11 protein-coding genes are annotated in these 14,920 nt (G+C 72.0%); 8 read left to right on the forward strand and 3 right to left on the reverse strand.

The window, feature by feature from the left end; translation table 11 throughout:
* Window positions 1–252: 252 nt before the first annotated feature.
* Together B5D66_RS06315 and B5D66_RS06320 are read left to right on the forward strand one after the other, a co-directional pair.
* Window positions 253–549 carry a WXG100 family type VII secretion target gene (locus B5D66_RS06315; protein WP_078760693.1) on the forward strand — a complete coding sequence of 99 codons (297 nt, stop codon included), beginning with the start codon at window positions 253–255 and terminating at the stop codon, window positions 547–549.
* An 82-nt stretch (window positions 550–631) separates the two neighbouring features.
* On the forward strand, window positions 632–5,020 hold the full coding sequence (locus B5D66_RS06320; RefSeq protein ID WP_078760694.1) for an FtsK/SpoIIIE domain-containing protein: 4,389 nt from the start codon (window positions 632–634) through the stop codon (window positions 5,018–5,020).
* A 196-nt stretch (window positions 5,021–5,216) separates the two neighbouring features.
* Here the strand turns inward: B5D66_RS06320 and B5D66_RS06325 are convergent, their stop codons facing one another.
* The 3 genes from B5D66_RS06325 to B5D66_RS06335 all read right to left on the reverse strand — a co-directional run bounded on the left by B5D66_RS06325 (window position 5,217) and on the right by B5D66_RS06335 (window position 6,712).
* The gene (locus B5D66_RS06325) at window positions 5,217–5,855 is read right to left on the reverse strand and encodes a hypothetical protein (RefSeq protein WP_078760695.1); all 639 of its coding nucleotides are present in this window, start codon (window positions 5,853–5,855) and stop codon (window positions 5,217–5,219) included.
* A gap of 46 nt (window positions 5,856–5,901) precedes the next feature.
* A complete protein-coding gene (locus tag B5D66_RS06330) occupies window positions 5,902–6,192 on the reverse strand; it encodes a hypothetical protein (protein ID WP_078760696.1) in 291 nt (96 codons plus the stop codon).
* A 61-nt stretch (window positions 6,193–6,253) separates the two neighbouring features.
* Entirely contained in the window at window positions 6,254–6,712 is a 459-nt protein-coding gene (locus B5D66_RS06335; RefSeq protein WP_078760697.1) for a hypothetical protein, read from the reverse strand.
* Between the two features lie 281 nt (window positions 6,713–6,993).
* On the opposite strand from B5D66_RS06335, the gene B5D66_RS06340 reads away from it, so the two are divergent.
* From B5D66_RS06340 to B5D66_RS06365, 6 genes are all read left to right on the forward strand, one after another.
* The gene (locus B5D66_RS06340; RefSeq protein ID WP_078760698.1) at window positions 6,994–8,877 is read left to right on the forward strand and encodes a methylmalonyl-CoA mutase family protein; all 1,884 of its coding nucleotides are present in this window, start codon (window positions 6,994–6,996) and stop codon (window positions 8,875–8,877) included.
* Between the two features lie 8 nt (window positions 8,878–8,885).
* Complete coding sequence (gene scpA, locus B5D66_RS06345) at window positions 8,886–11,090, forward strand: methylmalonyl-CoA mutase (protein WP_078760950.1); 2,205 nt, start codon at window positions 8,886–8,888, stop codon at window positions 11,088–11,090.
* Between the two features lie 23 nt (window positions 11,091–11,113).
* A complete protein-coding gene (gene meaB / locus B5D66_RS06350; RefSeq protein WP_078760699.1) occupies window positions 11,114–12,112 on the forward strand; it encodes a methylmalonyl Co-A mutase-associated GTPase MeaB in 999 nt (332 codons plus the stop codon).
* 225 nt (window positions 12,113–12,337) lie between these two features.
* Window positions 12,338–12,757 carry a hypothetical protein gene (locus B5D66_RS06355; RefSeq protein ID WP_078760700.1) on the forward strand — a complete coding sequence of 140 codons (420 nt, stop codon included), beginning with the start codon at window positions 12,338–12,340 and terminating at the stop codon, window positions 12,755–12,757.
* Window positions 12,758–13,311: 554 nt separating this feature from the next.
* Window positions 13,312–13,683, forward strand: a complete 372-nt coding sequence (locus B5D66_RS06360) for an STAS domain-containing protein (RefSeq protein ID WP_078760701.1) — start codon at window positions 13,312–13,314, stop codon at window positions 13,681–13,683.
* A gap of 547 nt (window positions 13,684–14,230) precedes the next feature.
* Entirely contained in the window at window positions 14,231–14,908 is a 678-nt protein-coding gene (locus tag B5D66_RS06365; RefSeq protein ID WP_078760702.1) for a helix-turn-helix transcriptional regulator, read from the forward strand.
* Window positions 14,909–14,920 lie beyond the last annotated feature (12 nt).

The raw sequence follows: 14,920 nt of genomic DNA on the forward strand, positions 1-14,920 counted from the left end.
TCCGACCGCCCCCACGGCTCCGGCCGCCGCTCCTCGCGCTCCCGCGCGGATCCCGCCCCGAACCGCCCGAGGACCGGACTTCCGCCGCCACGGGCCCCAAAACGGAAAAGTCTGAACCCCGTCGCGTCCGCATCCGTATTAACCAGTGTGCGCTCCATCCGCGTCGTCGTCAGGACGGCCGGGAGCGCCGGTTCCCAGCGGTCGGTGCGCCACGGCCCCACCGTGGCGGCCTCGAACTCCTAAGGGTGTGACATGCCGGTTTACTCCGTCGACTCCGACAAGACCTCGGAGACCTCCTCGTCCCTGCTCGCCGACTTCAACGACTTCCAGGAGAGGCTGGAGACGATCAAGTCGAAGGTCGACGGTCTCCTGGAGGACGGCTACAAGACGCCCGGCGCCGAGAAGGACTTCAAGCCGTTCTTCGAGCAGTTCCACCAGGGATTCAAGGACGTCAACGACGGCCTGGAGGGCATCAGCAAGTACGTCAAGCAGGTCGGCGACTCCTTCGACGAGACCGACACCAAGCTGGGCGAGGGCCTGCGCGGCTGACGCCGACCCGCCCCACCTGACGGGCCGTCCCGGAGCACCGGGGCGGTCCGGGTCGTTTCCCCAACCGGAAGAAGATCAGGCCGTGCGTCTCATCCTCACCGCAACAGCTCCCGTGGGCGCGGCCGGCGGCGGCACGCCGTCGCCCGGTCCACAGGTCGATCTCCTCGTCGAAGCTGAGGCGAGCTCCTCGGTCAACCAACTGGCGAGCTCGATCGCGCCCGTCCTGGGGCTCCCGCCGCACCAGGACAACTGGGCGCCGCGCCTCTACGTCGGCCAGCGCCAGATCGCCGGTCACAAGTCGCTCACCGAGGCCGGCCTCTACGACGGGGCCGTCGTCAGCGTCGGGCTTCCGGGGCCGTCCGCGGAGGAGCCGGCGGCCGTCGCCGAGGTCCGCGTCGTCTCCGGCCCGTCCTGCGGGCTGGTGCACCGGCTCGACCCGGGCGACTACACGATCGGCGACGCCCTCGCCGCGCGCGTGCCGGTGGACTCCGCCGGGATGTCGGTGCGCGTGCGCGTCCACGCCGACGGCACGGTGACCGTGCTGTCGGTGGACGGCGACGCCGTCACGTTGGAGACCGACCCGATCGAGCCCGGGACGGCGTGGCTGCCGGGACGGCAGCTGGTCATGGGCGACAGCCTGCTGGAGGCGCACCCGACCCAGCGCGCCGACGCCTCGGTGCTGGCCTCCTCGGACGGCACCGGACTGGACTACAACCGGCCGCCGCGCCTGCACCCCGCCCCCACGCGGACCAACTTCCGCCTGCCCACGCCGCCCGAACCGCCGGACCGTCCCCTGGTCCAGCTCGCGGTGATGGTCCTGCTGCCGCTCCTCATGGCGGTGGGCAGCGCGCTGGTCCTCCAGCGCCCGCACTACCTGCTCATCGGTCTGCTGGCCCCGGTGTCGGTCATTGTCATGCAGATGCTGCAACGCCGGACCAGCAAGATGCGCTACGAGAAGGACGTCAAGGAGTACGAGGAGAAGGTCGAGCGGATCACCGCCGACGCCACCGAGGCGCTGCACGCCGAACAGCGGGCGCGTCGCGACGCCTGCCCCGACCCCGCGGCGGCCCTGCTCCTGGCGACCGGACCGCGGGCCCGGCTGTGGGAGCGGCGCCGCACCGACGAGGACTTCACGCTGCTGCGGGTGGGCACGGGCGAGATCCCGTCGAAGGTGGTCCTGACCGACCCGACCAAGGACGACCACCGCAAGGAGGTCACCTGGCGGCTGCGCGACGTCCCGGTCACCGTGTCGCTGCGCGACAACGGGGTGGTCGGCGTGGCCGGGCGCGGCGAGCGGGTGGACGCGCTGAACCGGTGGCTGGTCGGCCAGCTCGCGGTACTGCACAGCCCCACCGAACTGGAGCTGTACATCCTGTCCCTGGGACGCGACGAGCCCCAGTGGGCGTGGACGCGCTGGCTGCCGCACCTGCGGGGGCGGACCACGGGCGGCCCGTTGAGCCGGATCGGTGTCGACGCCGAGACCTGCGCCCGGCGCATCGCGGAGCTGTTGGCGATCGTGGACGCCCGCAGCGGCCCCGCCGCCGCGGGCGCCGACCCCGGCAGCGAGATCGTGGTCGTCCTGGACGGCGCGCGCCGCATGCGCTCGCTGCCCGGTGTCGTGCAGCTGCTGCGCGAGGGGCCGGCCGCGGGCGTGTACGTGCTGTGCCTGGACACCGAGGAGCGGCTGCTGCCGGAGGAGTGCCAGGCGGTCGTGTCGGTGTCGTCGGAGGGGCTGCGGCTCAGCCGGACCAAGTACGACAGCGTGGAGCAGGTCCGCGTCGACGCGCCCCCCGCGAGCTGGGCCGAACGGGTCGGCCGCGCGCTCGCCCCCATCCGGGACAGTGGGACGAGCGAGGAGGACGGCACCCTGCCGCGCAGCGCCCGGCTGCTCGACGTCATGGGCCTGGAACCCCCGGACGCCGAGGTCATCGCGGCGCACTGGGCGGCCGGCGGCCGCAGCACGGTCGCCACGCTCGGCGTGGGGGTGGACGGCCCGTTCTCCGTCGACATCCGCCGCGACGGGCCGCACGCGCTGATCGCCGGAACCACCGGTTCGGGTAAGTCGGAGCTGCTTCAAACACTCGTGGCGTCGCTGGCCGCGGTGAACCGCCCCGAGGCGATGTCGTTCGTGCTGGTCGACTACAAGGGCGGCAGCGCGTTCAAGGACTGCGTGAAACTCCCGCACACCGTCGGCATGGTCACCGACCTCGACACCCACCTGGTCGGTCGGGCGCTGACCTCGTTGGGCGCGGAGCTGCGGCGGCGTGAGCACATCCTCGCCAAGGCCGGGGCCAAGGACATCGAGGACTACATCGAGCTGCTCGACCGGGACCCCCAGTTGCCGGCGATGCCCCGGCTGCTGCTGGTGATCGACGAGTTCGCCTCGATGGCGCGGGAGCTGCCCGACTTCATCAAGGGTCTGGTCAACATCGCCCAGCGGGGCCGCTCCCTCGGCATTCACCTGGTCCTGGCGACGCAGCGGCCGGGGGGCGTGGTCACCAACGACATCCGCGCCAACACCAACCTGCGGATCGCGCTGCGCATGACCGACCCTGCCGAGAGCCGCGACGTCATCGACGCGGTGGAGGCTGCGCAGATCGGGATCGACACGCCGGGCCGCGCCTACGCCCGGCTCGGACACGCCTCCCTGCTGCCGTTCCAGTCGGGCCGGGTCGGCGGCCGGCGCGTCGTCATGTCGACGACGGCCAGCGCGCCCGAGCCCCGTCCGCTGCGCTGGAACGACTTCGCCGCCCCCGCGCCGATGCGGCGCCGCGCCGAGTCCACGGAGAGCGGTGACGTGGAGGTCACCGACCTGACGGTCCTGGTGTCGGCGATCCAGGAGGCGGGCGAGCGGGTGCAGGTGCAGCGTCAGCCCAGCCCGTGGCTGCCGGCGCTGCCGACCGCGCTCACGCTCGGCGAGATGCTGCGCGGCTCCCCCATCTCGGCGCCCCGCCCCGGGGCGGTGCAGGCCGTCCCGATCGGGCTGATCGACCAGCCCGAGGTCCAGGCCCAGCGGGCCTACACCATCGACCTGTCCTCGACCGGTCACCTGCACGTGATCGGATCGGGCCGCACCGGCCGCTCGCAGGCGCTGCGCACGATCGCCGGTGCGCTGGCGCTCGGCCACGACGTGACCGACCTCCACATGTACGGCATCGACTGCGGCAACGGCGCGCTGCTGCCGTTGACGGAGCTTCCGCACTGCGGCGCGGTCGTGGCGCGGACGCAGGAGGACCGGGTCATCCGGTTGATGGGGCTGCTCGGCCAGGAGCTGGAGAGGCGGCAGCGGTTGCTGGCCGCCCACGGCTGTGCCGACATCAACGAGCTGCGCGCGACGCTGCCGGAACAGGAACGGCCCGCGCACATCGTGGTGTTCCTCGACCGGGTGGAGGCGTTCGAGCAGGTCTTCCAGGAGTACAACCACGGTGCGCTGATCGAGGACCTGGTGACGCTGCTGCGGGACGGCGCCGCCGTCGGCGTCCACCTGTTCCTGGCCGGTGACCGCACCCTGGCGCGCACCCGCTACGCCACCACGACGGAGGAGCGGCTGATCCTGCGGTTCAACGACCGCAACGACTACAGCCAGGTGGGGTTGACCTCCCGCAAGCTGCCGGAGAACATCCCCGACGGCCGCGCCTTCCGTTCCTCCGACGCCGCGGAGGTGCAGCTGGCGATGCTGGCCCGTGATCCCGCCGGCGCGGCGCAGGCCGCCGAGCTGAGCCGGATCGGGGCGTTCGTGAAACGGCGGATCAGCGACTCCCCCGCGCAGCGTCCGTTCCGCGTGGACGTGCTCCCCGACCAGTTGACCTACGAGCAGGCCGACGCCTACCGGAGCGACGCGCGCGGCCCGCTGTGGGCCCTGGTCGGCGTGGGCGGCAACGAGCTGACCGCCTACGGCGCCGACCTCGCGCGCACACCGACCTTCCTCATCGGCGGGCCGCCCCGGTCGGGGCGTTCCAGCCTGTTGCTGAACATGGCGCGTTCGCTCATCGCGGGCGGCAGCCAGCTGATGCTGGTGACGCCCCGTTCCTCCCCGCTGTTGGAGCTGAAGGGCCACCCGGGCGTGCCCGCGGTCCTGGACAGCGCCAACCCGCTGTTGAGCGACTTCCGCGAGTCGATCGGCAGGCTGACGGCCGACACCGGCGTCATCGTGATCGACGACGCGGAGCTGCTGCTCAACAGCGACCTGGGCAAGGAGTTCTCGCGGATCGCGCGAGGGCTGGTCGGCGAGGGCTGGGGGGTCATCGCGGCGGGCACGACGGAGGCGTTGCAGGGCGGCTTCTCGGGCTGGCACGTCCACCTCAAGCGCAACCGCATGGGCGCGCTGCTGTCGCCGCAGTCCTCCTCCGACGGCGAGATCCTGGGACTGCGCCTGCCGAAGGGGGTGGCCAGCAGCCGGATCACGCTGGGAACCGCCTACCTGCACCTGGCCGACGGCCAGCTGGTCCAGGTGAAGGTGCCCATCCCCTAGGACGACCGGCTCCGGGGCCGCCCGGGGTGTCCTGCGAACAGGTCGCCCCCGGGCGGCCCCTTTTTGTTTCCGCCGCTTCGTCTCCGCCACGGCCACGGGCGCGCCGGGCCCAAGAGACGGCTCGGGCCGCCCGCCGGCGGGTGCCGGAGGGCGGCCCTGGACGCCGCCCGCCTCGTCGCGCGGGGCGGGCGTCGGATCAGACGTCCTCCCAGAAGACGATGGTCCCGGTGATCGCGTCGAACAGGTCCAGGAGCGGATCGACCTGGTCGATGTTGGGGCTGGCGCAGCTGATCAGCAGCTTCTTGCGCATGCCGGGGACGTTGACCGCCGTGTGCGTGACGACCTGGAAGGTCGGCACCCCGGGGACCATCTCGTGCTCGGCGACGCCGAAGATACGACCGCAGACGCCCGCGCCGGGGATCTGCACCGTCGTCGTCTTCAACCAGGTGTGCTCCGCCCGTTGGCCGGCGGCGGGGTGGATCTCCTCGACCATGCGGATCAGGTCGACGTCCTCGCCGGGCGGCGGGTTGAAGGAGAACACGGCGACGTTGGCCATGAACAGGCCGTCCTCGTACTTCTCGAACGCGCCCGCCGCGAAGACCAGTCCCGTCTCGGTGGCCGCCCGGGACAGCTGCCGGAACTGGGCGAACAGATCGTCGACCGCTTCCAACGCCTCGGGTCGTCCGGCGAGCTGACGGGTCAGCTCGGCGCGGCGTTCGGCGAGCGTCTCGCCGGTGAGGTCGAACTCGGTCCACCCCTCGGGCACGCGCAGTTCGAACCCGACCGGCACGATCGGGTTGTCGCCGCCCGCGTCCTCCTCCTCGAAGCGGTACACGCCGTCCTCTCCTCCCCACCGGCCCGCGCGCGGGCCCGGATGGTCGCTACTTCTCCTCGGTCTCCAGCTGGGCGCCCAGGTCGTCCTCCAGCTGTTCGAAGGAGTCGAGGATCGTGGTGATCCCCTCCTTGACCCCCTTGATGTTGCGGGCGAGCTGGTAGCGTCCGTCGTCCCACTCGGAGTGGAAGTGGTCGGCCGCGTTCTGGAAGACGCCGGGCCCGATGTTGTCGAACCCCCCGGCGGGCTCCTTGTCGTCGGCCTCGGTGAACGCCTCGTGGATCCGGGTGAGGTGGGATTTCAGTTCTTCGAGGTCGTCGATCGGGATGTAGACGGTCATGTCGATGCGGCTCCTTCCCGAAGGGGCGTCCGCGCCGGGAGGCCGGCGCGGACGGGGACCACTACTGCACCTGGGCGCACTTGCTCTGGTTGCAGTCGATGACGACGAGCGGGGAGTAGTCGGCGGCCGAGACGATGATCCGCGCGGTGGTGAACTGTCCCTCGCCGGTGGGCTTGGCGAACTCCAGGGGACCGAATTCGAAGGTGGTGCCGCTGACGGCGCCGGCGGAGACCTGCTCCATGTCGATGACGCTCTTGTCGGCGGCGTGGTTGTACCTGAGGATGTCGACGTAGGCGCCGCCGGCGGGCACCTCGACGGTGCCCTTGTGGATCATGGAGGCGTCGTCCCAGGTGGCGGAGCCGGCGATCGTGCTGCCGGTGGCCGCGTTGGTGACGTCGTAGGTGACGGTGGCGGGCTCGGGCTCGGCGGGGGCCGCCGCGGCCGGGACCGCGGCCAGGGTCAGGCCGGCGAAGCCCAGACCGGCCACGGCCAGGGCGCGAAGGGTGGTCGAAATACGCATTGCCAGCTTTCCAGAAGTTCGGGGAAGGATGAATGCGCGTGGGACCCGCGATGGGGAGGGTTCCCGGGGGATGTCCACTCCGGGATCAGGGGATGAGGACCCTGGCGGATTTTACCAGGATTCCCTTTCTGCGCCGATGTTTCCCCCTTTTCTAGACCCACCGTTTTCCCATGAGGGCCATCGCCAACCTCTCCCTCCGCACACACCACGGTGCGTCACGGGTCACACTTCACATACCCTGAGGCTGCACGGACCGAATCCGGTTCTCTACTATCACCGTCATGAGGGTGCCCGAGAAGAACGCGAACGCGTCGCAGGACGGAACCACCTCCGGCGCGGAGTTCCCGCCGGCCACACGCGACCGTTGGCGTGAGCTCGTGGCCGGGGTCCTGCGGCGTAGCGGGCTCGACCCCGACACCTCCCCCGGCGCACCCGAGGACCTGCTGGCCACCACCACCTATGACGGGGTGGTCCTCCGCCCGCTCTACACCGAGGAGGACGGGCTCGACTCCGGCTATCCCGGGCTTGCCCCCTTCACCCGTGGACGCCGGCCGCAGGGGGCCGTCACCGACGGCTGGGACGTCCGGCAGGCCCATGCCGACCCCGATCCCGGGGTGACGCGCCGCGCGATCCTGGCCGACCTCGAAAACGGCGTGTCCTCGCTGTGGCTCGTCACCGGCGAAGGGGGTGTCGCGGTCGACGACATCGGGGAGGTGCTCACCGACGTCCTGCTCGGCGTCGCCCCCGTCACCCTGGACGCCGGCGCCGACTACGTCACCGCCGCCGACGCCCTCCTGGCCGCGCACGCCGACGACGGCGTCCCCGCCACGGCCGTCACCGGCAACCTCGGCATCGACCCCATCACCGTCGCCGCCCGCTCGGGCGAACCCGCCGACCTCGACACGGCCGCCCGGTTCGCGGTCGAGAAGGCGGCCGACCACCCCTCCCTGCTGCTCGTCACCGTCGACGCCACCCCCTATCACGAGGCCGGCGGCTCCGAGGCCCAGGAGCTCGGCGCGGCCATGGCGTCCGGAGTCGCCTACCTGCGGGCCCTCACCGGAGCCGGGATGGACCTCGCCGAGGCCGCGGCGCGGCTGGAGTTCCGCTTCGCCGCCACCGCCGACCAGTTCCTGACCATCGCGAAGCTGCGCGCCGCCCGCGCCATGTGGAACCGGGTCACCGAGGTCTGCGGCCTGGCCCCGGCCCAACGGACGATGCGCCAGCACGTGGTCACCTCGGCCGCGATGATGACCCGGCGCGCCCCCTACGTCAACGTGCTCCGCACGACCCTGGCCTGCTTCTCCGCGGGGGTCGCCGGCGCCGACGCGATCACGGTCCGCCCCTTCGACTCCGCGCTGGGCCTGCCCGACCCCCTGGCCCGGCGGATCGCCCGTAACACCCAGTCGCTGCTGGTCGAGGAGGCTCACCTGGCCCGGGTCACCGACCCCGCGGGCGGCTCGTTCTACGTCGAACGGCTCACCGCCGACCTGTACGCGCGGGGGTGGGCCTTCTTCCAGGAGCTGGAGGGCGCCGGCGGCATGGTCCGCGCGCTCGCGGACGGCGTGCTCGCCGAGCGGATCGAGGAGGTGTGGCGGCAGCGCCGCGCCAACCTCGCCCACCGCCGCGACCCGCTCACCGGTGTCAGCGAGTTCCCCGACCTGGCCGAACCCGTACTGGAGCGCCGGCCCGCCCCCGCGCGGCCCACGGGGCCCGGCGCGCTGCCGCAACGGCGCTACGCCGAGGACTACGAGACGCTGCGCGCCCGCTCCGACGCCCACCTCGCCCGCACCGGGGAGCGTCCCCGGGTGTTCCTGGCGACGCTGGGCCCGCTCGCCGCGCACACCGCCCGCGCCGGTTTCGCCGCGAACCTGTTCGCCGCGGGCGGGATCGAGCCGGTCCGGGCCGGCGTGGTCGACGGGGCCGACGAGCTCGCCGCGCGCTTCCGCGACAGCGGGACCACCGTGGCCTGCCTGTGCTCCAGTGACGCGGTCTACGCCGAGCAGGCCGCGGCGGCGGCCCGGGCGCTACGGGAGGCGGGGGCCACCCGGGTCCTGCTCGCCGGGCGGCCCGAGGGGACCGCCGACGTGGACGGCCACGTCTTCACCGGCTGTGACGCGCTCGGCCTGTTGGAAGAACTCTGCGACCACCTGGGGGTGGCACGATGACCCGTCCGGTGATCCCCGACTTCAGCACCGTCGCCCCGGGCACGCCCGCGGCCGGCTCCGGTGACGGGGAGCGGTGGCGCGCGGAACTCCTCGCCGCCACCGGCAAGGGGCCCGACGCCCTGGTGTGGGAGACACCCGAGGGCATCGGTGTCAAACCGCTCTACGTCCCCGACGACCGCGCCGACCTGGACTTCGTCCGCTCCTATCCGGGGATCGCCCCCTTCCTGCGCGGTCCCTATCCGACGATGTACGTCAACCAGCCCTGGACGATCCGCCAGTACGCCGGGTTCTCCACGGCCGAGGAGTCCAACGCCTTCTACCGCCGCAACCTCGCGGCGGGCCAGAAAGGGCTGTCCGTCGCCTTCGACCTGGCCACCCACCGCGGTTACGACTCCGACCATCCGCGGGTGACCGGCGACGTGGGCATGGCCGGCGTCGCGATCGACTCCATCCTGGACATGCGGCAGCTGTTCGACGGCATCCCGCTGGACCGCATGAGCGTGTCGATGACGATGAACGGCGCGGTGCTGCCGGTGATGGCGCTGTACATCGTGGCCGCGGAGGAGCAGGGGGTCGCGCCGGAGAAGCTGTCGGGGACCATCCAGAACGACATCCTCAAGGAGTTCATGGTCCGCAACACCTACATCTATCCGCCGCAGCCGTCGATGCGGATCATCTCCGACATCTTCGCCTACACCTCGCGGCGGATGCCGCGGTTCAACTCCATCTCCATCTCCGGCTACCACATGCAGGAGGCGGGGGCCACCGCCGACCTGGAGCTGGCCTACACGCTGGCCGACGGCATCGAGTACATCCGGGCCGGCATCGACGCCGGGCTGGCCGTCGACTCCTTCGCGCCGCGTCTCTCCTTCTTCTGGGCCATCGGCATGAACTTCTTCATGGAGGTGGCCAAGCTGCGGGCGGCGCGGCTGTTGTGGGCCGAACTCGTCTCGGACTTCGGCCCCGACAACCCCAAGTCGCTGAGTCTGCGCACGCACTCGCAGACCTCGGGCTGGTCGCTGACCGCCCAGGACGTGTTCAACAACGTGGTGCGCACCTGTGTGGAGGCGATGGCCGCGACCCAGGGCCACACCCAGTCGTTGCACACCAACGCGCTGGACGAGGCGCTGGCCCTGCCCACGGACTTCTCCGCGCGCATCGCGCGCAACACCCAGCTGCTCCTCCAACAGGAGTCGGGGACCACCCGGGTCATCGACCCCTGGGGCGGCAGCGCCTACGTCGAACGGCTCACGGCCGAACTGGTCGCCCGGGCCCGGGCGCACATCCGCGAGGTGGAGGAGGCCGGGGGCATGGCGCGGGCCATCGACGCCGGCATCCCCAAGATGCGGATCGAGGAGGCCGCGGCGCGCACCCAGGCCCGCATCGACTCCGGCCGCCAGCCGGTGATCGGCGTGAACAAGTACCGCCCCGCCGAGGCCGACGAGATCGAGGTCCTCAAGGTCGACAACTCCCGGGTGCGCGCGGAACAGCTGGAGAAGCTGCGCCGGCTGCGCGCCGAACGCGACCCCGAGGCGACGCGCGCCGCGCTGGAGCGCCTGACCGCGGCCGCGGCGGCCTCCTCCGACGGCGCGACCCTGGAGCACAATCTGCTCGCCGCCGCGGTGGACGCGGCCCGGGCCAAGGCCACCGTCGGAGAGATCTCCGAGGCGATCGAGAAGGTCTTCGGGCGCCACGCGGGCCGGATCCGTACCATCTCAGGGGTGTACCGCGACGAGGCGGGGACGGACTCCGCCACCATGGACTCCGTGATCGAACGGGTGGCCCGGTTCGAGGAGGACGAGGGGCGCCGTCCGCGCATCCTCGTCGCCAAGATGGGCCAGGACGGCCACGACCGTGGACAGAAGGTCATCGCCACCGCGTTCGCCGACCTCGGCTTCGACGTGGACGTGGGCCCGCTGTTCCAGACCCCGGCCGAGGTCGCGGCGCAGGCCGCCGAGGCCGACGTGCACGTGGTCGGGGTGTCGTCGCTGGCGGCCGGCCATCTGACGCTCGTTCCGGCGCTGCGCCGGGAACTGGCCGACCTGGGCCGTGACGACATCATGATCGTGGTCGGCGGGGTCATCCCGCCCGCCGACTTCGCCGCGCTGTACGAGGCGGGGGCGGCGGCGATCTTCCCGCCGGGCACGGTCATCTCCGAGTCCGCGCTGGAACTGCTGGACCGGCTGGCCGAACGGCTCGGCCACGCCTCCTGACGACCTTCGACACCTGGATCCGGATGCCCCGCACCATCGACATCGACGGCTACGTCGACGGCGTTCTCGCCGGTCACCGACCGACCCTGGCCCGCGCGATCACGTTGGTCGAATCACGCCGGCCCGACCACGCCGAGCTGGCCCAGCAGATGCTGGTCCGGTTGCTCCCCCATAGCGGCCGGGCGCACCGCGTCGGGGTGACCGGGGTGCCCGGTGTCGGCAAGTCGACGTTCATCGACGCGCTCGGCAGCCACCTCACCGGCCGGGGGCATCGGGTGGCGGTGCTGGCCGTCGACCCCTCGTCCACACGCAGCGGCGGCAGCATCCTCGGGGACAAGACGCGGATGGAACGGCTGTCGGTGGACCCCGCGGCGTTCGTCCGCCCCTCCCCCACGTCGGGGACGCTGGGCGGCGTCGCGCGCGCCACGCGCGAGACCATGGTCCTGATGGAGGCGGCCGGCTTCGACGTGGTGCTGGTCGAGACCGTGGGGGTCGGGCAGTCGGAGGTCACGGTCGCCGGCATGGTCGACTGCTTCCTCTTCCTCACGTTGGCCCGCACCGGCGACCAGCTCCAGGGGATCAAGAAGGGCGTGCTGGAGCTGGTGGACGTGGTCGCGGTGAACAAGGCCGACGGTCCCTACGCGGCGGACGCCCGCAAGGCGGCGCGCGAGTTGGCGCGGGCGTTGCGGCTGCTGCGGCCGGTCAGCCCCTCCTGGACCCCTCGCGTCCTGACGTGCAGCGGTCTGACCGGGGACGGTCTGGACGAGGTGTGGGAGGCGGTCCTGGCCCATCGGGCCGCGCTGGAGGGGACCGGGGAGCTGGCGGAGCGCCGCAGCCGCCAGCAGGTCGAGTGGATGTGGGCCCAGGTCCGCGACCGGATGATGGACCGCCTGCTGCGCCATCCGGGGGTGCGCGAGCTCGCCCCCCGCCTGGAGGAGGGGGTCCGCGCGGGCGACCTCACCGCCACGTTGGCGGCCGAGCGGCTGATCGCGGTCCTCGGCGCGGACGGCCCGGCCGCCTAGGGCGTGGGAGGACCGGGCCGGGGCGAACTCTTGACACCACCCGATGTTTTTGCAGGTCAGAACCTGTTTTGACGGAGATCTCGACGGCTTTCGGTTTGAGTTCGACGCGGCCGGGAAGCTGGTTCATCCGCGACCCCGAAACACTCTCGCGGTCCCCGTCCGGCCGCGAGAGGTGACGGGCCGGGATCATCCCCCCTTCACCGCAACGTCGAGAAGGAAGTCACGATGCCCCGCAAAGAGCAGGTTCTCTCCCCCTCTCGCCAGCCCTCCGTGCGCGACCGCGCGCGTCGCGTCCAGGACTTCCGGTTCCGTCAGGCGCGGCGGACCGTTCCCGCGGGATTCCGCAAGACCCGAACGACCCTCGACGCCATCTGGAACGCCGCCGCGGACGAGACCACGCGCACCGAGCTGCACGCGCTGTACCACGCGCTGGGCGCGGCCGAGCGAGCGCTCGCCTACGATCCCGTGTCCGCCGGCGAGCGTCTGGCCGAGCTCCGCCGGACCGTGGCCGGGCTGATCGAGGCCGACCCCACGGGGGACGACGAGGCCGCCGCGATCGCCCGCCCTGGCTATACCGGCCTGTCCGATCTGGACGCGACGATGGCCCGGCTGTTGCAGCGCCACTATGGGGCGCTCGCGGCCTAGGCGATCCCCCGCCACGAACCCCCATGGTGGGGCCGGGAGGCCGGTCCCGTTGTAGCCGCACTAATCATTCGAATAAGGATGACCGTTTCCAGGACACGCAGCGGAGCTGGACTTCCCGACCCGCTCCCCCGACACCAGACCCGACGTACCCCCCGCGCCGGGTACCGCCTCCCTCCACCATGTGGGATGGAGCCCTCCACCTCCGGAGCAATGGGACAGCTCGCCGGAGGCGGAAACTCCACATTCGGCCGATTCGTTACCCTGTCGGGAACCGACCACATCCGGTTATCAGGCGCAATCACCTCACGTGGGAAAAAATATCTGCCGCTTCTGCATTCCCGAGGCCCCCTTCGCCTAATACCGTGTGTGCCCAGAGCCTTACGGGACCCAGTGGATCCGGAACCCGCACGGCCGTGGCCGCCCCACCCAGGTGGGTCTCAGGTTCCCGTGCGACGGTGGGTCGAGCACCCAGACGGCGCACCGGCCGGATTCCACCACTGCCTTATGGTTATCAAGGGGACCCCTCGATTGACGTGGGGCCGGGAGGAGTGAACGTGCACAGGCTTGGGCTGAGCACCCGGGTCGAGAACCACAGCGTGATCGTACGGGTCGAGGGCGAACTCGACATCGCGACCGCTGGCGACCTCCAAGAGCATGTCCTGTCCGCCATCCAGACGCACGGGCCCTGGCTGATCCTTGATCTGTCCGCGTTGGACTTCATGGATTCCAGCGGCCTCAACGCCGTCATCAGCGCCTACCGCGCCGTCAACGAGCGCGACGGCAGTCTGGCACTTGCCGCGCCGAACGAGCGCGTCACCAAGGTGATCCGGCTCGTCGGTCTGCACCGCCAGGTTCCGGTCCACCGCACCGTCGCCGCCGCCATCATCGCCATGGAGGCCCTTGAGGCCAAGAAACAGGTCGGCTGACCTCCCCCGGCGATTCGGCTTCCCGGGGCGTCCCACCGCGCGGCGGTGGGACGCCCCTCCCCTGTCCGCTGCGATCCGGACACCGACACCATCGCACCGGCGGACCCCGCGGGCGTGGACGGGAGCGGACCTCCCCTTGGGGCCGCGGTGCCCGCTCTTTATCGTGGCGGGTGCCACCGGCCGGCTCTTGACGTCGGCCACGGGGCCGGACGCTTCGCCCGCTCCGCCGGGCGCCGGTGCCGGACCAGAGGCCGGCGCCGGTGTCCCGGTCATCGCCGCCCTCCGCCCACACCCTCCGAGGAGACGGTCCACCCGTTACGGCGTCCCGGCCCTGGACGGTCCTCCCGGTGTCCCTCGGTCCGTACCGGCGGGAGGAGCGCACCGCGAGCGTGGTCGCGGCGCCTCGATGGGGCTTTCGGCCCCGCCACGGGCCCGGGCGCGGTCCGCGTGGCGGCCCACCGCCTCCCCGCCCCCGTCCACGCCGCCGGCCGTTCTGGCGTTACCCGCCCCTCCACGTCGAACCGGGGATCCGGCCCACAATGGGGGCATGACCGATTCGGGTATCGAGGCCGTCGGCGCGCTGAGCGAGCCGCTGCGCCGCCGGTTGTACCGCTACGTGGTCGAGCACGGCGGGGAGGTGAGCCGGGCCGAGGCGGCCGAGGCGACCGGCGCGCAGCGCAACCTGGTCGCCTTCCACCTGGACAAGCTCGTCGAGGTGGGCCTGCTGGAGGTGACGCGGCGCAAGGTGTCGGGCCGCGAGGGGCCGGGTTCGGGCCGTCCCGCCAAGTTGTACCGCAGGTCCGCGCGCGAGCACGCGGTGCGGCTGCCGCCGCGCGACTACGAGACGGCCGCGCACCTCCTCGCCGAGGCGGTGGAGCGGCACGGGGCCGAGGAGGCCCTGTACGCGGCCGCCCGCGCCGAAGGGGCGCGCAGGGGCGCGGCGCTGGCCGACCGCGGGCACGGCCCCGCCTCCCCCGATCTGGGCGAGCTGCGCGCGCGCCTGGAGGAGGAGGGGTACGAGCCGGTCATGGAGGGGCCCGGGCTGCGGCTGCGCAACTGCCCGTTCCACTCCCTCGCCGCGGCCTTCCCTCCCCTGGCCTGTGGGATGAACCTCGAACTGCTCCGGGGACTGCTCTCGGGGGCGGGCGCGGACGACGTCACGGCGTCGATGCGGCCGGCTCCCGGGTGGTGTTGTGTCCACATCTCTAAAAACAATAAAGATTGACTTAGAAGCCGG

Source organism: Marinactinospora thermotolerans DSM 45154 (assembly GCF_900167435.1).
GTDB classification, from domain to species: Bacteria; Actinomycetota; Actinomycetes; order Streptosporangiales; family Streptosporangiaceae; genus Marinactinospora; species Marinactinospora thermotolerans.